General features: G+C 48.1%; 13 protein-coding genes, 1 tRNA gene and 1 pseudogene. 6 read left to right on the top strand and 9 right to left on the bottom strand.

The genetic code is table 11. The features are described from left to right. Positions 1-51: 51 nt before the first annotated feature. The gene (locus tag C2M36_RS15950) at positions 52-918 is read right to left on the bottom strand and encodes a PhzF family phenazine biosynthesis protein (RefSeq protein ID WP_105255741.1); all 867 of its coding nucleotides are present in this window, start codon (positions 916-918) and stop codon (positions 52-54) included. A gap of 92 nt (positions 919-1,010) precedes the next feature. On the opposite strand from C2M36_RS15950, the gene C2M36_RS15945 reads away from it, so the two are divergent. Continuing rightward, entirely contained in the window at positions 1,011-1,334 is a 324-nt protein-coding gene (locus C2M36_RS15945) for a hypothetical protein (RefSeq protein ID WP_105255740.1), read from the top strand. Positions 1,335-1,454: 120 nt separating this feature from the next. On the opposite strand, the gene C2M36_RS15940 is transcribed toward C2M36_RS15945, so the two are convergent. The 4 genes and pseudogenes from C2M36_RS15940 to pepA form a co-directional block, all read right to left on the bottom strand. Continuing rightward, on the bottom strand, positions 1,455-2,843 hold the full coding sequence (locus tag C2M36_RS15940) for a mechanosensitive ion channel family protein (RefSeq protein WP_199883055.1): 1,389 nt from the start codon (positions 2,841-2,843) through the stop codon (positions 1,455-1,457). 174 nt (positions 2,844-3,017) lie between these two features. Beyond that, entirely contained in the window at positions 3,018-5,864 is a 2,847-nt protein-coding gene (locus C2M36_RS15935; RefSeq protein ID WP_105255739.1) for a valine--tRNA ligase, read from the bottom strand. A 27-nt stretch (positions 5,865-5,891) separates the two neighbouring features. Continuing rightward, on the bottom strand, positions 5,892-6,326 hold the full coding sequence (locus C2M36_RS15930; RefSeq protein ID WP_105255882.1) for a DNA polymerase III subunit chi: 435 nt from the start codon (positions 6,324-6,326) through the stop codon (positions 5,892-5,894). A 115-nt stretch (positions 6,327-6,441) separates the two neighbouring features. Next, positions 6,442-7,956: pseudogene (gene pepA, locus C2M36_RS15925) on the bottom strand (leucyl aminopeptidase). Positions 7,957-8,202: 246 nt separating this feature from the next. Here pepA and lptF point away from each other — a divergent pair. Further along, the gene (gene lptF / locus C2M36_RS15920; RefSeq protein ID WP_105255738.1) at positions 8,203-9,315 is read left to right on the top strand and encodes an LPS export ABC transporter permease LptF; all 1,113 of its coding nucleotides are present in this window, start codon (positions 8,203-8,205) and stop codon (positions 9,313-9,315) included. Then, a complete protein-coding gene (lptG, locus tag C2M36_RS15915; RefSeq protein WP_105255737.1) occupies positions 9,312-10,376 on the top strand; it encodes an LPS export ABC transporter permease LptG in 1,065 nt (354 codons plus the stop codon). Before lptF ends, lptG begins: the two co-directional genes overlap by 4 nt. 297 nt (positions 10,377-10,673) lie before the next feature. On the opposite strand, the gene C2M36_RS15910 is transcribed toward lptG, so the two are convergent. Beyond that, positions 10,674-11,174, bottom strand: coding sequence for an RDD family protein (locus C2M36_RS15910; protein ID WP_105255736.1), 501 nt, complete (start codon positions 11,172-11,174; stop codon positions 10,674-10,676). A gap of 292 nt (positions 11,175-11,466) precedes the next feature. Between C2M36_RS15910 and C2M36_RS15905 the strand changes: the two genes are divergently transcribed. After that, positions 11,467-11,551, top strand: a tRNA-Leu gene (locus C2M36_RS15905). Positions 11,552-12,057: 506 nt separating this feature from the next. Here C2M36_RS15905 and C2M36_RS15900 read toward each other — a convergent pair. Both C2M36_RS15900 and C2M36_RS15895 read right to left on the bottom strand, forming a co-directional pair. Further along, the gene (locus C2M36_RS15900; RefSeq protein WP_105255735.1) at positions 12,058-13,869 is read right to left on the bottom strand and encodes a hybrid sensor histidine kinase/response regulator; all 1,812 of its coding nucleotides are present in this window, start codon (positions 13,867-13,869) and stop codon (positions 12,058-12,060) included. Positions 13,870-13,876: 7 nt separating this feature from the next. Beyond that, a complete protein-coding gene (locus tag C2M36_RS15895; protein WP_105255734.1) occupies positions 13,877-14,482 on the bottom strand; it encodes a response regulator in 606 nt (201 codons plus the stop codon). Positions 14,483-14,853: 371 nt separating this feature from the next. Between C2M36_RS15895 and C2M36_RS15890 the strand changes: the two genes are divergently transcribed. Continuing rightward, the gene (locus tag C2M36_RS15890; RefSeq protein ID WP_105255733.1) at positions 14,854-21,513 is read left to right on the top strand and encodes a thrombospondin type 3 repeat-containing protein; all 6,660 of its coding nucleotides are present in this window, start codon (positions 14,854-14,856) and stop codon (positions 21,511-21,513) included. A 16-nt stretch (positions 21,514-21,529) separates the two neighbouring features. Then, positions 21,530-21,790 (top strand): hypothetical protein, encoded by a 261-nt coding sequence (locus C2M36_RS15885; protein ID WP_105255732.1) that lies wholly within the window; start codon positions 21,530-21,532, stop codon positions 21,788-21,790. Between the two features lie 172 nt (positions 21,791-21,962). Here C2M36_RS15885 and C2M36_RS15880 read toward each other — a convergent pair whose 3' ends face one another. Then, entirely contained in the window at positions 21,963-22,868 is a 906-nt protein-coding gene (locus tag C2M36_RS15880) for an MBL fold metallo-hydrolase (protein ID WP_234399191.1), read from the bottom strand. Positions 22,869-22,877: the final 9 nt, after the last annotated feature.

The following is a 22,877-nucleotide window of genomic DNA, read 5'->3' as shown; positions in this document are numbered from 1 at the left end:
TATAAAAGCCAGGCCAGAGCCTGGCTTTTTTGTGCCACAAATCCGCCTGGGTTACAGATGGATGCTGCGTTTACCGAACTGCTGAGCGACTCCTCCTACCTTAACCTGAGTGATGTTTCCATCCTGGCATGCCACCGTGGCACAGATCTGGGATGCGCAATTCATGGCTCTGCCTTGTTCAAAGACATACTTGTACGGCGCCAGGTGTGGCAGATGCTGTGCCAGGTAGCACGCCAGGGCACCGCTTGAGCTGCCCGTAGCGGACTCTTCAGGAATGCCGAACAAGGGAGCAAAGTTACGGCAACCGGCCGTAAACTCACTGCTTTGCTCGTTAAGCTCGAACGCATGCAGGCCAACCAGGTTGTGCTGAGCACAGAAGTCGGCCAATAGCGGATGATCCGGGTTGATGTCGTCTAAATAACCGAACGGCACGGGCACCAGTACGTCGGCCAAGCCCGTGGAAATCACCTCAATCGGCAGGGCGGTGCGCGCTAACACCTCGGCACTAAGGCCAATCAAGGGCGCTATTTCCTGGTAAGAAAACGCCCCCAAATATTTGGGTAATTGCTGTTGCATCACGACACGACCATCGGGCTCGATCACCACAGGCAATAAGCCCGCCTTGGTTCTTTGCACATAGTGTCCCGGTGCCAGTCGTCCCTCTTGATACATCACCGAAAATGCCGCCAAGGTTGCATGACCACAAAAGTCGACTTCATCGGTCGGGGTAAAAAACGACACATTAACGTCCACCTCATCATCGGCACAGACAAACGCCGTTTCCGAATAGCCTAGCTCCCGGGCGATGTGGAGTTTTTGCGCCCTTGATAAGTGCTCGGCATCAAGTACCACACCTGCTGGGTTACCGCCTTGTCCATTGGCGGTAAAGGAATTAACTAAAAATGTTGTTACTCTCATTTCACCTATCAATCTTCATAAGTACGTGATTATCATGGTTCATTCAGTATTTCTTGTTATGATGCTACATCATCTACAGAAGGAGCTCTAATATGAAAACAATTTTAATGAGCACGGTAATCGCCCTTAGCCTGGTCACTACCTTGGCCCAGGCCAAAGATCATAACGGCAAAGGTAAGGGGAATGGCAAAAGCCTACCACCCGGCTTACAAAAAAAAGTAGCCAATGGCGGTGACCTACCGCCCGGATGGCATAAAAAATACCACCAGGGTGATATCCTAGATTATGATATTTATCGCCGTGGTCGCGTCATCGATGCCCATGGTCATGACGGTGTTATTGCCATTGAAGTGGATAACCGCATTATTCGCTTGATTAAAAATACCCGAGAAATTGTGTCCATTTTAGGCCGATAGGCCTGAGATAGAGTAAAAAAGCGCGAGCCCGGGCTCGCGTTTTTTGTTGGTGCGATTTAACGGTAAATCGGCACTAATATGCACGTCCTTGAGTGCAGGTGCATCATCAATAGTGCGCGCTTATTTTGGCGTGGTATTGATTATAGATGGGGCAGAATCGTCGAGTATGCGCACCTCTCTTTGCGGGAATGGGATCTCAATATTGTGTTCTCGCAGGGTTTCAAACACGATCAGCAATAGATCGCCGCCAACGCGGTTTTTGCCATCATCAATGCCAAACATCCAAAATTCCACAAACATATTGACGCCAAAATCACCGAATGAGTCGATTTCGCAATCGGGCCGTTCTTCAAATGGGATATCTTCGCCGCTGATCACCTGAGGGTGTTCGGCAACGGCCGTCTTTATTATCTCGCACATCGCCCGGATATCGGTTTTATAGGCAACGCTGAAGTCGATGCGATAACGCTGTTTGGGATCCTTGTGGGTCCAGTTGGTCATCAGCGAATTAATAAACTTTTCATTTGGCACCAGAATATCTTTGCCGTCATAGGTCTCGAGCACCGTATAGCGCATCCGGAACTCGCGGACAAAGCCCTTGCTGCCGTCTTCCAGCTCTATAAAATCGCCGATGGTGAGGGAGCGATCGAGCAGGATAATAATTCCGGAAATGAAATTAGAAGCGATAGTTTGCAGGCCCAAGCCCAGACCAACACCCAGCGCGCCGCCAAATACCGCAAGGGCCGTGAGGTTAATACCCATGATGTTGAGGAGCAAAAGAAAGCCCAGACAGAAAAGCGCCACTTCGAAGACCTTGGTAAAGACCTCCTTGGTGGTGACATCAAGGTTTTTATGATTACGTATTAGCTTCTTACCCGCCATTCTAAAGGCTTTACCCAGCCAAAAGAGCAGCACGCCGAACACCAGTACTCGGGCGATCCCATAGAAAGACACCTCGACATTCCCTATGGTGATGGCGATCGTTTCCAACACCGCGATAATGTGCGGGAGTATTCCGACCAGATGCAGGAACACCAGGGGTAACAACACCCAGCGCATAAATGCGGCAATGTGCTCACCGTCGACCACGGCGCGAACAACGGTATTGAGGAATAACAACACGGCGATAATCAAGACGGCATTAATCAGCCAGGTATCTATGTCGTATTGCTCCCCCAAAAACATCGACAGGGTGAGAAAAGAAATGGCCAGCATAGGGAAGATAACGGCCACCAGTCTGCTGACTACAAATTCCAGGGCATGGTTACTGCTGGAGCTGGGTTCCTTGGCGGGCACCACCTTTTTACGAATTTTGGAGGCGATTAAAAAAGCGCATAAGTAAATGGTCAAGATGATCGACAGCTGGACTACGAAACCCATGCTCGTAATGGCGTCTTGTGCGACAACAAGATAATTGTTTAACGCCGTACTTAATGACTCGGTTGAGAACTCGGTTGAGGACTCGGTCGTTATGTTTAGGGTATTCGCAGTCTCTTGTGTTGCCGCCATATTTATTCTGCTTTATCAACTCAGGCCCGGTGATAATAAATATAATCTTAGGTCTAAAATGACAAAACGAAAAAAGCAGCGGGTTGTTTTTTAACTATTTAGTGAATTTTCTCGCTCTTCGTACATAAAAAACGCGAGCCTTGGCTCGCGTTTTTATGGCAATCGAATGGCCCCTTACAGGCTTTCGATTTTCGCTTTTTGCTCAAGCAGCTTCGCTTTTGCTTCGCTGTACTCAGCCAATTTCGACTTTTCTTTTTCCAGTACCGCTTCAGGAGCGTTGTTAACGAACTTCTCGTTCGCGAGCTTTTTCTCTACCTGAATCAGGCCTTTCTCGGCCTTTTCCAGTTGCTTAGCGATGCGAGCCAGCTCGGCTTCAACGTCAATCAAGCCTGCCATAGGGATCATGATCTCTAATTGGCCGACATAGGCGGTGGCGCTGGCCGGTGCGTCGTCCGCGTTCTCTAGCAGGGTGACATCTTCAAGTTTGGCCAGTGAGCTTAGGAAGGTACGGTTTTCTTCCAAGCGACGGGTGTCTTCATCGCTGGCATGGGCCAGTAATACGCTCAGAGGCTTGCTTGGACTAATGTCCATCTCACCACGGATATTACGAACGGCGACGATGAATTGCTTCACCCACTCCAGATCGGCCATGGCCGTTGCATCTACCTTGCTTTCATCAAACTGCGGGAAGGCTTGCAGCATGATGGTATTGGCTTCAATACCAGCAATTGGTGCTACGCGCTTCCAAATCGTCTCGGTGATATACGGAGTGATTGGGTGCATTAGGCGCAGCAGGCCTTCCAATACGGTGATCAGCGTATGACGGGTGCCACGTTGCTGTACTTCGTTACCTTTGAACAACACCGGCTTGGTCAGCTCCAGGTACCAGTCACAGAACTGGTTCCAGGTGAACTCGTAAATGGTGTTTGCCGCCAGGTCAAAACGGTAGTTATCCAGGTGCTCGGTGAAGGTTTTCACTGTTTGCTGGAATTGCCCCTGGATCCAACGATCAGCCAGCGAGTATTCGCGCTCGGCATCGTTGAAACCACAATCTTGCTCTTCGGTATTCATCAGCACGTAACGGCTGGCATTCCAAAGCTTATTACAGAAGTTGCGGTAACCTTCAAGACGGTTCATGTCCCAGTTGATGTCACGGCCGGTTGAGGCCATGGCTGCCAGGGTGAAACGCAGCGCATCGGTGCCGTGTGGCTCAATGCCATCGACGAACGTCTTACGGGTGTTGCTTTCAATCTTCTTCGCCAGCTGCGGCTGCATCATGTTGCCGGTGCGCTTGGTCACCAGGCTTTCCAGATCGATACCGTCGATCATGTCCAGCGGATCAAGCACGTTACCCTTGGACTTCGACATCTTGTCGCCGTTCTCATCACGGATAAGACCGGTTACATACACGGTCTTAAAAGGTACCTGTGGCTTACCGTCTTCATCTTTGATGAAGTGCAGGGTCATCATGATCATGCGGGCAACCCAGAAGAAGATGATGTCAAAACCGGTTACCAGCACGTTAGACGGGTGGAATACCTGCAGGTCTTCAACCTTGTTTGGCCAGCCCAGGGTAGAGAAAGTCCACAATGCCGATGAGAACCAGGTATCCAGTACGTCTTCGTCCTGGCTTAGGGCAACATCATCGCCGATATTGTTATCGCGGCGCACTTCGGCTTCGTCGCGGCCAACGTAAACATTGCCTTCGTTGTCATACCAGGCAGGAATACGGTGACCCCACCAAAGCTGGCGTGAGATACACCAATCTTGAATGTCGCGCATCCAAGCGAAGTACATGTTTTCGTATTGCTTCGGCACGAACTGGATATCACCGTCTTCTACGGCTTTGATAGCAGGCTCGGCCAAAGGCGCAACGCGTACATACCATTGGTCGGTAAGCAGTGGCTCGATTACCACACCAGAACGGTCGCCGTAAGGCACGGTCAGGCTGTGGTCGTCGATTTTCTCAAGTAAACCGGCTTGCTCGAACTCTGCAACAACCAGCTTACGGGCATCGAAGCGGTCCAGACCATGGAAGCGCTCAGGAATAGGTGCATCCAGCTCCAGCGGCTTACCATCGAAGGTAAAGGTTTCGCCTGCGCTTAGAATCGCCGCATCCTTGTTGAATACGTTAATCATTGGCAACTGATGGCGTTTACCTACTTCGTTATCGTTGAAATCGTGCGCCGGGGTGATCTTCACACAGCCGGTGCCTTTTTCCATATCCGCGTGCTCGTCGGCAACGATAGGAATGCGACGATTAACGATAGGCAAGAGCACTTCTTTGCCGATTAGATCTTGGTAGCGCTCATCATCCGGGTTCACTGCCACACCAGTATCGCCCAGCATGGTTTCAGGACGGGTGGTGGCAACGATAATGTAATCTTTGCCGTCTTTAGTGGTCACGCCGTCCGCGAGCGGGTAGCGCAGGTTCCACATATGGCCCTGCTTGTCTTTGTTTTCTACTTCCAGGTCTGAGATAGCGGTGTGTAGTTTCGGGTCCCAGTTGACCAGGCGCTTACCACGATAGATTAAGTCTTCCTTGTGCAGGCGCACGAACACTTCTTTAACCGCTTCCGATAGACCTTCATCCATGGTGAAACGCTCACGATCCCAATCAACAGAAGCGCCCAGGCGACGTAGCTGCTTGGTGATGGTGCCACCGGATTGTTCTTTCCATTCCCAGATCTTATCGATAAAGGCATCACGGCCCAGGTCATGGCGGTTTTTACCTTCTTCCGCGGCCAGCTTACGCTCTACCACCATCTGCGTGGCGATACCGGCGTGGTCGGTACCGACCTGCCATAGCGTGTTGTTGCCTTGCATGCGCTTAAAGCGGATCAAGGTGTCCATAATGGTGTCCTGGAACGCATGGCCCATATGCAGGCTGCCGGTGACGTTCGGCGGCGGGATCATAATTGAGTATGCGTCGCCTTCGCCACTTGGTTTGAAGTAGCCGTTTTCTTCCCACTCTTGATAGAGGGATTGTTCAATATCTTGCGGATTGTAGGTTTTATCCATTGCCCAGAACCTTTAACTAAATGCTATCTAAACTTTTTGTGTGCTTAGCTGCGCGCCAATATCGCGAAGCTGCTTGTATTTTGCTCGTGCCATTTGTTTGCGTCGCTCATCGGCGGGCACAAAATCTAAAATGGTGTCGAAGCGGCGTATAAAATCGGGCACCGTGGAGGCTAAATTAATTAGCACGGAGCGCTTGGCAACCGGCGGTGTTTGCCCGATTTCTACAGCGGCGCCGCCACGAGAGCCTTCACCTTGAAGGTTGTGGGGCACAAAACTATCGGCGTCAAACGCCCATAAATGCTGGTCGATAAGGTGTGCGTCGTCACGATTATCAACAAAAATAAACACCCTTTTGCCTTGGCGATATTGCTCCGCCGCCAGGCGGGCACCAAGATCAAAATGAGCCGGCACTTCATGGCCCGGCTCATCGGCATGTTCCAGCAGGTAAAATAACGCGTGCATTGCGTCCTCTACGCGGCTCGTTAATCCGCCAATTTTGACACAATCGACAGTTTGCATCAATGAATAAGCCCCTATAAAAGGGGCTTATCGTTAACTCGATGAGTTTCTGTTGGGATTAATCTTGCGGTGTTTCCGAAACGCCGGCGCGATTAATTAAATACTGCGTAAGCATAGGCACAGGGCGACCGGTTGCGCCCTTGTTTTTGCCGCCACTGCGCCACGCCGTACCGGCGATATCCAGGTGCGCCCAGTTATATTTCTTGGTGAACTTGGAGAGGAAGCAGGCGGCGGTAATGGTACCGGCGGCGCGACCACCCAGGTTGGTGAAATCGGCAAATGGGCTCTCTAGCTGCTCATGGTAATCATCCCACAGCGGCAACTGCCAGGCGCGGTCGCCACTTTGCTCCGACGCTTTAAGCAGGTCGTGGGCCAGTGGGTTATGGTTAGACAGCATGCCGGTGGCGTGGGCACCCAAGGCAATAATACAGGCGCCGGTTAGGGTTGCCACATCGATAACCGTGTCAGGGTCGAATGCTTCAACGTAAGTCAGGGCATCGCACAATACCAAACGGCCTTCGGCGTCGGTGTTCAGTACTTCAACCGTCTGTCCCGACATGGTGGTAAGGATATCACCCGGACGATAAGCATTGCTGCTCGGCATGTTCTCACAGCCGGCCAGGACACCAATTACGTTAATGGGCAGGTTCATTTCTGCGATTGAACGCATGGTACCGATAACACCGGCGGCGCCACCCATGTCGTATTTCATTTCATCCATGCCTTCGCCCGGCTTGATAGAGATACCGCCCGAGTCGAAGGTAAGGCCCTTACCCACAAGCACGATAGGGGCTGCATCTTCAATACCGCCGTTGTAGTGGATCACCGACATCACCGACTCATTGGCGCTGCCGCGACCAACGGCCAGGTATGAGTGCATGCCCAGCTCTTCCATTTCTTTCTCGCCAACCAGGTTCACCGTGACCTTGTCGAACTCGGTTTCAAGTTGCTTGGCTTGTTCACCTAAGTAACGCGGGTTACAGATGTTTGGCGGCATATTGGCAACGTCTTTACACAGCTTGGCGCCGGAGGCAATGGCCAAACCGTGCTCAATGGCGCTTTCGCCTATGGTCAACTCGCGGCGCGTCGGCACGTTAAATACGATTTTACGTAGAGGTCGACGCGGGTCGCTTTTTTTGCTTTTTAATTCGTTGAAGGTGTATAGGCAATCCTGGGTAGTTTCTACCGCTTGGCGTACCTTCCAGTAGGTGTCGCGACCTTTAACATGCTGTTCGGTTAAGAAGCAAACGGCTTCCATCGCCCCGGTTTCGTTTAGGGTGTTGATGGTTTTAGAGATGATTTGTTTATATTGTTTGTCATCAAGCTCGCGTTCTTTACCACAGCCAACCAAGAGTACGCGCTCGCTCAGTACGTTAGGTACATGGTGCAGTAACAGGGTTTATCCCGGCTTGCCTTCAAGGTCGCCGCGACGCAAAAGATTCGAAATATAGCCTTCGCTGATCTGGTCCAGCTGCTCACCGATAGGTGATAATCGGCGTGGTTCATAAACACCCACCACGATACAGGCGCTGCGCTGTTTTTCTGGACTTCCACTCTTTACGCTAAATTCCATTGTGACTCCTAATTAGAGGAATAATCGGTACTTCTGGCGTGTTGTGCGGCAACAGACCGAGTAAGTACTTATAATATGCCAGTGAACTATTTACGTTTTGCTCAATCCACTAAACTAAAGTGTAGACAATTACATGCCCTAGGTATGATATTTGATCCGCTTGACATATAATAAAGTGACTAAAATAACTAGTTTACTCAAATTTTCCCACTATGCCAGTGAAACACAAGTTTTTAGGGGCGCACATTGCTGATTTTTAGATACTTAACCGCGGAAGTTTTAAAGTCGCAGGTGGCCGTTTTTGTTACCCTGATGACGATATTTGTGAGTCAAAAATTCGTTGTCATTTTAGGCGATGCCTCTGAGGGCAGTATTCCAGCAAAACTGGTGCTTTCTGTCGTGGCCTTAAAATTGCCGCAACTGGCGTCTTTGATCCTCCCCCTGAGTATTTTCCTCGGTATTATCCTCGCCTATAGCCGGGTCTATGCCGACAGTGAAATGACCGTATTAAAGGCTTGTGGCGTCAGCGAGTGGTATGTGGTGCGGGTGACCTTGCTCTCCAGTACCGTGCTGGCCATTTTAGCCGGTGCCATGACCTTATATTTGGCGCCTTGGGCCAGTGAAAAAGAATATCAGCTGAAAGAGCGCGCCGAGGCCGAAGCCGGATTGTCGGCATTGCGCGCCGGACGTTTCCAGGAAACCGGCAACGAAAAGGCCGTGGTCTTTATCCATAATATCGATAACGGCGGCCGGGTGCTTAATCGCGTCTTTGTTGCCCAGTTGCTGCGAGGTGAAGACGTACAAAAATCGCTGATCGTCTATGCCGATATGGGTCAGGTGGAAGAACACGAAAATGGCGAGCAACAACTGATCCTCAGACAGGGCCAGCGGGTGGAACTAAAAGACAAGGGACTGGATGTGCAGCGCACCGACTTTGACAGCTACCAGGTTCAAATTCGCGAACAGGCCATTGAGCATCAGCGCCGTAAACTCGAAGCCGTGCCAACCTCTGAGTTGCTCAAACAAGACAGCAATGAAGCGGTGTCGCAGTTCCAGTGGCGTTTGGCCATTCCCCTGTCCATTCCGCTGTTAACCTTGATTGCGGTGCCGCTGAGTGTGGTTAATCCGCGCCAGGGTAAGTTTGCCAAACTGGTGCCTGCCATTGCCTTGTATCTGGGTTATTTTATCCTCCTCAATGCCGCCAAGTTTGCCCTTGAAGATGGCAAGATACCCGTGTCTGCGGGCTTATGGTGGGTGCATTTAAGTGCTTTATTTATAGGTGCATTTTTGATTATTAAAGGACGGCCTGTGGGTGCCTGGCTGCGTGCCAGCTTTAAGCGCCGAGGGGCCACAGCATGAAGACATTAGACTGGTATTTAGGTCGCAGCATAATGCAAACCACGGGCTTTGCCTTGTTGGTATTGGTCGGCATCAGCACCTTGATTAAGTTTATCGAGCAGTTGAAATCGGTGGGCCGCGGCAATTATGACATCATAGATGCCATGCTCTATACCCTGTACAGCATTCCCGGCGATGTGGTGGTGTTCTTCCCCATGGCGGCGTTAATCGGCGGTTTGACCGGGTTAGGAGCGCTGGCCTCCAACAGCGAACTGGTGGTGATGCAGGCCGCCGGTATGTCGCGTTTACAGGTGATAGGCTCGGTGATGAAAACCGCCATTGTCATGGCCTTGCTGATGATGGCGATGGCCGAGTGGGGCGTGCCGAAGGCAGAGCAAAACGCCAAGCAGCTGCGTTCGCAAGCCATTTACGGCGGCGAAGTATTTAGCGCCCAGCAAGGGGTGTGGGCCAAAGACGGCGATGTCTTTATCAATATTGAAGACGTGGACCAGCAGGGGCAGCTCAATGGTATTCGCATGTACCAGTTCGATAAAGAATTGCAATTACAGCAAGTGATCTTTGCCGCCAAAGGGTTTAATCGTGAGGGCGGCTGGATGCTACGCGATGTTAGAGCCCTGCGTATGTCGGATTTACAGATTAGTGAGCAGACTCAAGACGAGTATTTTTATGCCTCGCAGTTGACCGCAGAGAAACTCGGTGTGGTGTCGGTGAAGCCAGAAACCCTGTCCTTTAGTGGCCTGTGGTCGTATTTGCAGTATTTAAAGCAGAATGATCAGGATACCAGCACCTATGAGCTCGCCCTATGGCGCAAGATAATGCAGCCGGTGGCTTTGGGGGTTATGTTGTTGGTGGCCTTATCCTTTATCTTCGGGCCGCTGCGCACGGTGACCATGGGCGCACGCATCGTCATGGGGGTGATCACCGGAATCGTGTTCCATTTGACCGACCGTATCTTCGGGCCGATAGTAACCGTGTATCAAATTCCGGCTTTCATCGGCGCGGTGTTGCCAAGCCTGTTGTTTATTATATTTGCCAGCTACCTACTCAAGCGCCGCAATTAGGGGCTAATTCAATCTAAACGCATCCTGCTCTTTGTTGCGAGCTGTTTACATAGCGCTGCTATGCTACTCAGCTCGTGCCGCGAGCAGCAAGCGTTTAGAGTGAATGAAACCATGAGTTCTTAGGTCGTACTACTTATCACTTCTATTTTTCAGTATAAATAGCGCTGTGATGCCAATCAGCTATTGCTGCTAGCAGAATGAATTAGAGGGTAAGGTGTTGTCGGTGGTGCTGAGCGTCGACGGTTTCTCGGCGCAGCGAAGTAGCAAGCGGCGCAGTGACACGCCGCTTGTTGGTAATTAATCTAAGGCGCGATAAACCTTTTTATTTTCGTCTTTAGACAGGGTCACAACCTCACAGCCCGAGAGGTAATCCTGCAGCGCGCGTTTATTCTTAAAGTCCACCAAAACCAGTAAGTTGCCCAGGCCTAGTAGGGCGGCTAGGCTGCGCCAGGCGCCTTGCCAAAATGTTGGTAGAGAACCGTCTAAACGACGCACCTGTAAGCGCCACGCCCGCATGCCTATGGTTTGTCCGCTTTTACTCCAGAAATAGCCAAAAAAGCTAACACTGACCAGCACTAAAAGAATGTCACGAATTACATAAAGCGTGGTGTTTTGTTGGATCAGCGCAGCCACATCTTCGGCCTCGCCCATGGCAATCCAGCCCATGGACACACCAGCTTGCACCAAGAGCAGAAAAAGTACTGTGGTCAGCATGGCAAAGGCGATAACGACTAAACCGTCATAAATAAGTGAAGCAAGACGGCGACCAATGCCCGCAGGCGCAGAATTCGATGACATGATGTTATTTCTCTCCAACAAAATCGGCGACAGTGTAACAAAGGGCGATTATAAAGGCGACGCTTTCCCATTTTGTGTGGCTGGGAGTGGATTGCTGTATTCGGCCCATAAGATGCAAAAAGCACGCTTTGGTTGAATAATCGGCAGTTGACAGATTTATAACATAAAACGCTTGCCGCGCTTTTCATTCTTTGTATAATGCAGGGCATAGAGATGAGGGCAGATAAACAAAGCCTTTGCTCTGAAGTGGTTTTTCTTTATCTTCTTACTGAGAAGGTTAAAGAAAAAAGATGCCAGTGTGATGGAATTGGTAGACATGACGGATTCAAAATCCGTTGCCTTCGGGCGTGGCGGTTCAAGTCCGCCCACTGGTACCACTTTTACAGACCCTAGCCGATTGGTTAGGGTTTTTTTATGCGTGCAATCCATGCACTTACCCTTTGGGCTAGTCTTCGAGCTAGCCCCAGGGCCGACCTAGAGTCGTTCAAAAATATTCCAGATATTTTTGTATGCCCGAAATTTGAGGTGTAGCGGACTTAAGTGCCACGCGGGGCGCGGCACTGTTGCAATTTGGAGTCCGCTCATTGGTACCACTTTTACAGACCCTAGCCGATTGGTTAGGGTTTTTTATGCGTGCAATCCATGCACTTACCCTTAGGGCTAGTCTTCGAGCTAGCCCCAGGGCCGACCTAGAGTCGTTCAAAAATATTCCAGATATTTTTGTATGCCCGAAATTTGAGGTTTAGCGGACTTAAGTACCACGCGGGATGGGGCACTGAAGCAAGCTTTAGTCTCTATATTCTTGGCTTGCGTAGCTAGGTATTCACTCAAACGGTAAGCATAGTCTCGACACCATCTCTACTGTTTTCCATTTAACCTTTCTCTACTCAATTAACCGTTGGCCGGATGAAACGCAATCACGAGTTAACGAGTCCTTGATTGCCTGATGTAAGTCAGCAGGTTCAATGGGTTTTTGCAAAACCAGATAATCAGCGAGTTCTTCAGTAAACACGCTATTTGATAGGTGTTCGCCGCTTATGAAAATAGTTGTGACTTCCTGATTGAGCATCTCTTCGAGTTGGTGTAACAAATCAAGGCCCGTGTAATTATCTTCTAATCGATAGTCACTCAAAAGAATGTCGGGGCGTGACTGCTCGGCCAATGTTAGCGCACTTTTGATATCCGACGCCGTATCAACTCGGCATTGCCATTGCTCTAATATGAGCTGCATACCACTTAATATTTCTGTGTCATCATCGACTACTAAGATGTGAAGGTGAGCTAAAGCTGGGAACCCTTCGATATCAGATTTTTGAATGTTAGATTGTTGAATCTTTTGGGTATTACATGTGAGGCTAAAGCAAGAGCCAGTTCCTTCGGTTGACGTTACATTAAGAGTGATGCCAAGTAACTGACATAATCGAAAGGTTATAAATAACCCCAGCCCAAGTCCGTTTTTAGCATCCCGTCTCTTATTCCCAACTTGATGATATTCATCAAAAATATGGTTTAGTTCATGTTTTGGGATACCAATACCGGTATCTTGAATATCAAGCCTGTAATGCTCATTTGTAAGCGTTTCAATAACATGAATATCACCGTGCTGGGTATATTTGACCGCATTGTCCAGTAAGTTGCGGACAATCCGAGAAAACAGTAAATCATCGGTATAAAGACGGGCATGAATAGGTTGGTAATGGAGCTGGACCTGCTTGGTTTGGCACTGTTGTCGGTATTCATCAACGACAGCACCAATGAGGGCGCTACTTTCTAGGTGGCTTGGCTGTGGGGTTATTTTACCGGTTTCTACATTGGATACTTCAAGCATACGAGCAAACATGCTGGAGAGTGATTTATGTGCTTGCTCGATTTTTTCAACCAAGGGCAGGGTGTCCCCAGCTCCACTTTGAATTTTTTGCTTTAAACCATATAGAAATAGTCCGAGTGAGTTCAAGGGTTGCCTTAAGTCATGGCTAGCGGAAGTCATAAATTCAGTTTTTGACTGATTGGCTTTTTGTGCTTTTATTTTCTGTGTTTCTGCTCGCTGCTTTTCTTGCGTGACTTGTTGTAGCAATTGCTGATTTTTTAAATCGAGCGTGATGGTATTGATCACCGACTTGGAAATGCGCGCCATAGTGATTAATAGAAAGATTTGATAAATCGCCACGTTAGCGAATAACACAAAGTAGTCGTAGCGATAAACACCTGCTGCAAGTCCAAAGAGCGCAGGTAGGCTAAAGGCTATGCCTGCCCAAATCGAGGGGGCAAACGCAATGAGGTTGCCAGCAGTAATACCAATAAACACCGCTATAAAGCTGACCATGAGCTCAGTTTGGTTTTGCTCGGGCAAATAAAAGTAACCGGCCCAGCCCCAAATAGCGCCAGCAAATAGCCAGAAAACGATCACGCTTCTATGGATAGCCTTGTCACTTATTTTACCCGTGGCGCGGTTGCGCTTTAAAACTGGAAAAATGAATATTTCTCGCACAAGCACGACGCTAAGGTTTAGTGCAACCCAGTAGATCATCTGCTGAAAATGCGAGGTGTTATGCATCATGAGCGTAACAACAATGGTGAATAGTGTGCTGAAAAACCCGGTTTGCACTGTTTGCTTTAACAGCATGTCCAGTCGTCGCGTATTTACCTGCTGCTGATATTCAGGCAATGATTTGCCATGGTCGGCCGTTTTATCCATGATGTTATCAGCAACTCAACAAATCTTGTTGTTGGGCAAACTGAATTAACTCTGCGCTATTACGTACGTCTAGCTTTTTCATCAAGCTGTATCTATGATTTTCAACGGTTCTGGGTGACAAGCTAAGGCGTTCAGCGATTTCCGCAGTAGTTAATCCCTCTAACACCAAATCCATGATTTGAAACTCTCTCGACGTTAGTTTATCAACACCATTCTCTAACTGTTGTTTAACGCTATTCGATAGCACTTGTTGACCAGCCACAACACTGCGCACCGCAGCTAACAGTTCTTCAGCGGAAATTTCTTTGAGTAAGACCGCATCAGCACCGCAGCTAAGTAGCTGTCGAAATAATCCTGCTGAATTGACACCGGTAAGGCAAATCACTCGAGTGGTCTCAAAACGTTGTTTTATATAGCTGAGTACAGATACTGCGCCACCACCGGGCATGCGATAATCGAGCAATACGAGATCAGGCGTTTGATTTTGCACTTGTGTCATTAAGTCTTGAGCATTGTCGACTTCGGCAATTACTTGCCATTGTGACTCAATACTGAGTATGAGTCGAAGCCCTTCGCGAAACAGTTGATGGTCATCGGCAATGACAATTTGCATATTATCTAACTTTTAATTTTATTGTTTTGTTGGATTATAAACACTAGTTTGACGGGTAAGGAGAAATAATTCGACATAAAGTAGTTTTAGTTATTGATGTTCCTGTTAGCGGATGAAATTGCTGATGTCACCTTAGCTGGCAACAACTTAAGTTAGACCATTCACGCGTTAATGTGATGGCTTATATTTAAGTTTTTGAAAGTAAGATATTTCATATGCCGCTGTTAAAAAATATTGACCCTAATACTACCTATTCGATGAATAAACGACCCTCTGAGTAAAACTACTCAATTGGCCGCCATGGCCTATCTCAATAAAACAATTTTAAATTAAAATCACTCGTTCAAGTGCAATATCTATGGATGTGTGTAGTGAAAATTAAACAGGTTTGGTGGTTGTTTACAAGCTGGATGCTGGTAGTAGCAATAAGTAATACGGCACAGGCCAGCACGGCACAAGTGACTCATCAGTCGATATCGTTAAGCAGTACCCCGGAAAATACGGCCTACGTCAATAGCGATACCACCAAAGTCTTTTATCAGGCGGTATCGCCAAATAAAGCGGGTTTTTTCGTGCAATCAGGTACTCAATGGGCGTACTTGACCGACGATGGTTCAGACAGAGAAACTACTGGTGAAGGGATTATCTTTGAAGGGCATCCCGCGTTACTTGGTGTTCCGTCTGAAGTTGGCACTATTACCATAGGTGCGGGGAATTCCATTGAAGATCTCTGGACTGATCGCATCTATGCACGACCTGTTGTGTTCATCAGCCTTGAAGATCCTAACCAAAATCCTGGCGTCAGTATTTTACCGCTAGCGCCAACTATTAGCGGTAATCAATTTAAATTCTTTGTTCGTTCAGTCGGTAATGCCCCAGATTTAGCCGGTGCCAAAATTCATTATATGGTGGCTGAGGAAGGCTGGCATCGCTTAGCTGATGATCGCATGCTGCTTATTTCTAGTGCCGATATCAGCGATACCATTGGCTCAACTAACTTTGCAGGTCTGTCATTTGAGCTAGGTGCGACGTTTGCTAATGCAGTGACTGTTGCTCAGTTACAGCGCCCAATGACTATCAAAACGATTGCTGGTTACGGCGTACATAACAACCACGACTTTTATCAAGGCGCGACCGTGGTCAGCAGTGTCGGTAATGGCAGTAAATTGCATTTAAGGTTAATGCAAGACGATGCCGCTGAAGATGCTCTCGATGGCGGTGAATTCGGTGGTCGTATTGGTTTTATGGTGCTAGGTACAGTTACGGATATGCAAAATAGCGTCAGCTTGAAACGAGATACCGCTGGGCATGTGAGTAACGGCATTTATGATGTTATTCCACATACGTTTTTTAATAACTTCCGTCATAGCGCAGCAACCACGCCGCTATATAATCAAATTGGTTGTACAGCAGATGATGATATTGAAAACATGTGTATGTACCTGTCTGGACCTGTTGATGCACATAGCCGCGGAACATTTAACACCCCGCGCTTGCCTTACCTTGATTACAACTTTGATCCGTTAGAACTGCACCGCAGTTTTTACTCTACCGACAGCTCACATGGCTGGGAATTGGGTATAGAAGCCGCAATGGCAGCGCCTACTAACGAGCAAAAAAAGCTTAACGGCCAATGTGGCGGTGGGGATTGCCCTATTCAGGGTGCTTTGGCACAAATGTTTCCGAAATTTGCTGCGGCAAGAGGTTGGGATGAAAATTTCTTTGCCGCCAATGATGAGTGGCATTGGTTTACTACACACCACTTTGATACCTGTATAGAAAACGCACTTAATCCTACTTGTATGGATAAGCAATTGGGCGGCAATATTCTTAGCGGCACGACATTGCCGTGGGATGCTTCAAGTTTTTATTATAACGATATTAAAACCACCGATATTGGCAAGTGGGGGACTTATCCTGTTGGCGATGTGACCGATTATATTTTTATCAGTTCAGATAAAACCACGCGCTCATATAAAGATCAATGGGAGTCAATACAACCACCACGTTGGGCAGCAGTCGAAACAGCGGATTACCTTAATTATAAATTACCAGAGGATATCACCTGGCTGCGTTTTCATAAGTGGGAACTAGATGAGCTTTATAACTTTGTTGAAAACTATCACTTAGCAGATTGGCAGATTCAAGGTATTCGCCTGATGGTTTATGGCACAGAGTATATGTGTGGAACGTGTGGTAGTTCAGGGGAGTGGCGTAGTTATACGTCTTACTATATCGAAGTGCCAGTACCTGAAGGTGACCCAGGCTGGTTTCAACCCATGATGATTAACCTAACCGATAGCTCACATGTGTATTGGCACAACGCCTCTTACCTCTTTCCCGGTTATCACGAATGGGACGCTTCGTCATTTCGCAATGGTTTAAACGCCAGAAAAAAGCATTTAGATAAATGGAACTATGATACCACTAAATTTGGTAAGCGCTTTTTTCATCCAAAAGTCGATAAAGTTAGTCAAGTCCTTAGAACAGGTGATTATGCCTTCGCGAATGTGCCGTACGGAGTGGCCGGATCTAGTTATGTGTGGATGCGATCGGCAACGGCAAATCGCAGTGATGCCATAGTCATCGCGAATGACACGTTAGGATATCAAGCAACGAGTGACGATGCAGATAACTACATCACTATGTGTATGCAATATGAGAATGAAACTACTTGTGGCGACTGGCTAAAAGTAGGTCAAATACCTCATGCAACGGATGTTTACATTGAATCTCAATATTCAGAGCCATTGGTAACCGGTGGTTTGACCGGTCGCTATACCTACATTGCCCCAGGCAATAGCAATTATGATTTAGAGCGTAACAGCCAGTACCAGTGGCAAATAAAAACTAACGGCCAATGGCAAAACATCGCTAGCCAGACCGACCAATTTTTTACTGGTGTTGCCAGTGTCGGCACCGAAGTGCGTTTTTGTGTGACGCCAAATTCAGCCTCTAACTTAACAGGTGAGCAAGTGTGTTCGGCCTTGGTGCGCTTTGGCGCGGATACCGACGGTGATGGCGTTGGTGACTCAAATGACGATGATATTGATGGTGATAACCGCGCTAACTGGGAAGATAAATTTCCATATGATGCCACCGAGTGGGCAGATTTTGACGGTGATGGCATTGGTAACCATGCCGACCCGGACGATGACAATGACGGCCTAAGTGATAGTGACGAAGTTGCCGCAGGCTCGGATCCATTTAACGCAGACAGTGACGGTGATGGCACCCTTGATGGCGACGACCCTCGGCCGACTGTGTATGGTGATTTACCTGATTTAGATAACGACGGTATTGCCGATGAAAATGATAGCGACATTGACGGCGATGGTGTTACTGACTTTGTCACGGTGGAAGGCACAGTCTATCGCGTTGATGACGATCAATATACCGCCTGTACCAGCACCGCTATTACAGTTACCAGCAACGCAGATAGTGGCGCAGGTAGCTTGCGTCAGGCAATGGCTGATGTATGCCCAACGGGTCAAATATCAACGGTTCCTGTCATCACTTTTGCTGAACCAATGACCATTACACTAAGCAGCCCGTTGATTGCTACCAAAGGTATGCTGATTGATGGTAACCGTGAAGTTACCATTGATGGTGCAGGTGTTACAAATATTATGGATGTGGCCTTGGTGCAAGGGATGACAAGTTCTCAATTCCCTGTTCTCTCTGGGGTAACCTTGCGAAATGGCGCCACAGATAATAGTCGTGTTGGTAGTGTATTTAATATGATTACCACCAACTATATCGGGTTGCACTATGTACAGATCATCAACAACGACGCGCCCGTTATTGCAGGGGATGACTATTCAATAAGTATTGAGAATTCGCTGATTGCCAATGTATTTGGTGACCATTACGCTATCAGCACAGTAGACGGCTTCATTGGTTTGAGCTCATTTACGCTGATTAACAGTGAAGGCGGTGCTATAGGTATTAGCGGTGAAGGCTCAGCAAATATGCTCCATAGCTTGTTCATAGCAGGCGAGAACGGCTCAACGGTTTGCGATGTAGCAACTTGGACTTGGCAAAGTCATAACTGGGTGGAAAACAGCGAGTGTGGTGTTAGCTCAACGGGCAGCATTGAGTTAGCCGATGTTGCCAATGAAGACTTTCGACCTGTCCCTGGCAGTGTGAATATTGATGCCGGTGACAATGGCTTGTTGGATGGCGTTGGTGATTTCGATTTGTTTGGCAATGACCGTATACAGGGTGAGTACAACCCAGACGCAGACGGCGGTCCATTAAACCCAACCGTCGATATTGGCGCCATTGAATATACCTATGGCGGCGATTTTGATGGTGATGGTGTTGCGGACAGCAACGATGCCTTCCCTAATGATGATTCTGAGTCTGCTGACAGCGATGCTGATGGTGTAGGTGATAATAGCGATGCCCTGCCTAATGATCCTAATGAGACGTTGGACAATGACCTGGACGGCATTGGCGATAACGCCGATACCGACGATGACAATGACAATTACAGCGACGTAGTTGAATTAGCCGAAGGCACGGATCCGTTCGATAGTAGCAGCACGCCGCTTGATACCGACGGCGACTTTATCCCGAATTCAACGGACGACGATGATGACAACGACGGTGTTATTGATACTGAGGACGCGTTCCCGCTCGATGCAGCGGAAAGTGCAGACAATGACTTAGACGGCATTGGTGACAACGCGGATACCGACGATGATAATGACAACTATTCAGACGAGGTCGAGATCAGCGAAGGCACAAATCCGTTTGATAGCAGTAGCACGCCGCTTGATACCGACGGCGACTTTATCCCGAACTCAACGGACGATGATGACGACAACGACGGTGTGATAGATACTGAGGACGAGTTCCCACTCGATGCCGCAGAAAGTTCAGACAATGATCTCGATGGCATTGGCGATAACGCCGACACCGACGATGACAATGACAATTATTCAGACGCGGTTGAGATCAGCGAAGGCACAAATCCGTTTGATAGCAGCAGCACGCCACTTGATACCGACGGTGATTTTATCCCGAATTCAACGGACGATGATGATGACAACGACGGTGTGAGCGACGGCCAGGATGCCTTTCCGCTAAATGCAGCGGAAAGCTCAGACAATGATCTCGATGGCATTGGCGATAACGCGGATACCGATGATGATAACGACAATTACAGTGATGTAGTTGAATTGGCCGAAGGCACGGATCCGTTTGATAGCAGCAGTGTGCCACTTGATACCGACGGCGACTTTATCCCGAATTCAACGGACGACGATGACGACAACGACGGTGTTATTGATGCTGAAGACGCCTTCCCACTTAATGCCGCAGAAAGTGCAGACAATGACCTAGACGGCATTGGCGATAACGCCGATACCGACGATGACAATGACAACTATTCAGATGAGGTTGAGATCAGCGAAGGCACAAATCCGTTAGATAGTAGCAGCACACCGCTTGATACCGACGGTGACTTTATCCCGAACTCAACGGACGATGATGACGACAACGACGGTGTTATTGATACTGAGGACGCATTCCCACTCGATGCGGCGGAAACGACAGATACCGATCTTGACGGGATAGGTAATAACGCGGATACAGACGATGATAACGATGGCGTTATTGATGCTGAAGACGCGTTCCCATTAGACCCAACCGAAACCTCAGATAAGGATAATGATGGTATTGGCGATAACGCCGATGATGATGATAACGGTAATGGGGTCCCTGACGAGTTCGAAGAAGGCTTTAGGATCGCGCTAGATGTAACGGTTAGCCAACAGCAACAAACTACATATACGGTTTATCAAGATGGTGGTCTGGTGCAGCTTGAAGCAGCAGTACGTAACTTAGGCGATAAGTATGAATTGCTCTTTGACTGGTTTGGTTCTGAAAGTGCGTTTGCATCTAGTGACTCCGTTTTTAGCTTTGACCCTTCATCGCTCAGTGTTGGTATGTATAAGCTGAATGTGTCGGTGGTAGTTCCAGAATTAGATTCGATGTCAGCCTCTGCCAATGTTTGGATTAAGGTGAAAAAGGCGACGCCGATATTAGATGATAATGTTGATTCCGATAATGATGGCATCTCAGATGCGGATGAAGGCTTCGGTGATAGCGACGGTGACCGTATACCGAATTATTTAGACAACAATGGTGTTATCAAACAGCTCACGACGGGAGAGACAACTCAACCTATTCAGGCACCAGCTGGCATTGCGCTTCAGTTGGGAGATATTGCCTTTGCCACGGGTAATTATCAGGCACAACTAAGCATGCAAGACTTTATCGATAATGCAGGACTTGTAATGGATAGCCAAACGTCAACTGAGGATAGCGCTTTTAGTTCGACTAGCGATATTTTCAACTTCATCGCCACAGGGCTGGCAGACGGTGAGAGTGTCAATATTGTGCTACCTCCTCAGCAAGCGTTTGTCGAAGATGCGGTCGTTCGTAAGTTTAGCGCCGAAAAGGGATGGTTCAATTTTGTTGAAGATGACAACAACATTATTTGGTCAGCCCCTGGCTCACTTGATGGTTGTCCAGCGCCAGGTGACAATGCATATACCCAAGGCTTAACTGTTGGTCATCACTGCTTGCAATTAACAATTGAAGATGGCGGCGCGAATGATGCGGATGGCGCTGTGAATGGCCAAGTAGAAGATCCTATTCGCATGGCTGTGTTAACACTGGCTGCGCCTCAAGTAATTGCTGAAAAATCCAATGCTGAAGCTGAAAACTATGCATTTGGTGATGGTGAAAAAGTCGTTTTGAGCTTTGCACTAACAAGTGACAATAACGATGCCATATTAGAGCAGCTCACTTTAAATGCGAGCGGCGATATGGATGAAGTGAATGATATTGAAGGTGTTTATTTATACCTTGATGAAAACCAGGATGGCCAAGCGCAGGAAAGTGAGCTTCTGGCAAGTGGCAGCTACGACGTGGATAACGGGACTCTAACCTTTAGCTTAGTTGCAGCTCAGGCATTAGCTTCGGGGCAAACCCATTTTTTAGTGACTTACGCATTTTAACGGGACATTTATCCACATGAACAAGAACATGATCAGCTATAAACACCTACTTAAACTAATTGCTGTTACCTACGCATCATTCATGTTGACCGCGTGTGGCGGTGATAATGACAATAATCAGGATGAAACTAATGTTAATTTACCACCCCCACCGGTAACCAAGAGCTTCACTGTGAGCCTTGACAGTGTGGTGGTAACTCGTGCATCGAACGGCGATGCCGTTTCGGTGGAATTAGATAATATTAGCGCGACGGCTGAAGTAACAGTCAGCCAGTAAAATTAAATAGTAAAGCCATTACGGATTGAGCATTGCTGAGCTAACTAAGGCCTAAACGAATGATGGCGCTTTAGGGAAAGAGAACAGAGCTCGGCTTATCGGCCTGCTCACCCTATTAGAAGAAAAACCTCGGCGGTAATGTGGAGGTTTTTCTTTAATGGGCTGACAATATTTACCAACCCATATGATAGTAAGCCCAAATACGTTCAATATTCATCGGTAGCCACTGTTGGTAGTAGCGCCAATTTTCATACTTAGGCAGTTTAATTTGTTGGCGTAAGGCGTCCGGACTATGAGTGCCTGAGTCCATAGCCTGTTTCACCGCTGTCATTAAATCTTCCAGATAGATACGCTGTTCAGCCACTACAGATGCGGGGTCGATAGCAGGTTCGGTTTCTGGCCCATGGCCGGAAATGACGTAGTTGATATCCATCTTTTCAATTGCTTTTAAAGAACGAACCCATTCATCTGGCCAGAAGTCAGGCATTCCTCTAAATGCAACCCGTCTAGGAGTTACTATGTCGACAACAAACAAAATTTTCTCTTCTGGTAGGCGCATTACCGCAAGGCTGTCGCCATGGTTAGGACCCAAATAAGATAACTCCAGAGTGCGGCCACCAAGCTTTAAGGTGTAGCTGTCACTAAAGGTAATATCGGGTAATGGGATCACGGGACTAGGGTGATCTTTGAGTTCTTTGAGCAGATTGTTATGACCAATAAACTTAGCGCCTTGTGCCTTGAAGATATCACCGCCAGAGATATGGTCGTGGTGATTATGGCTATAAACAACATATTTTACTGGTTTATCCGTAATCTTGCGGATCTCACTTTGCAGCAGTTTGGCAGCTTTAGGGTTCATCGGATCTGTGACGATCACGCCATCATCTGTGATCAGAAAAATATTGCGGTACACCCACCAACGAAACACATAAAGGCCATTGCCTATTGGCTTAACACTATGACCAAATGCCTCACCTCCCATGGGTTCCTTCATCGGTAGCTGGGGCGCTGCGAGTGTGAGCGTTGATATCAATAGGCTGAGGATAACAACTGATTGTCTTATAAAAGTTTTCATCATTACACTCCT

Source organism: Pseudoalteromonas sp. T1lg75 (assembly GCF_002964705.1).
In the GTDB taxonomy this organism is placed as follows: domain Bacteria; phylum Pseudomonadota; class Gammaproteobacteria; order Enterobacterales; family Alteromonadaceae; genus Pseudoalteromonas.
This window is presented reverse-complemented; position numbering and strand designations above follow the sequence as displayed.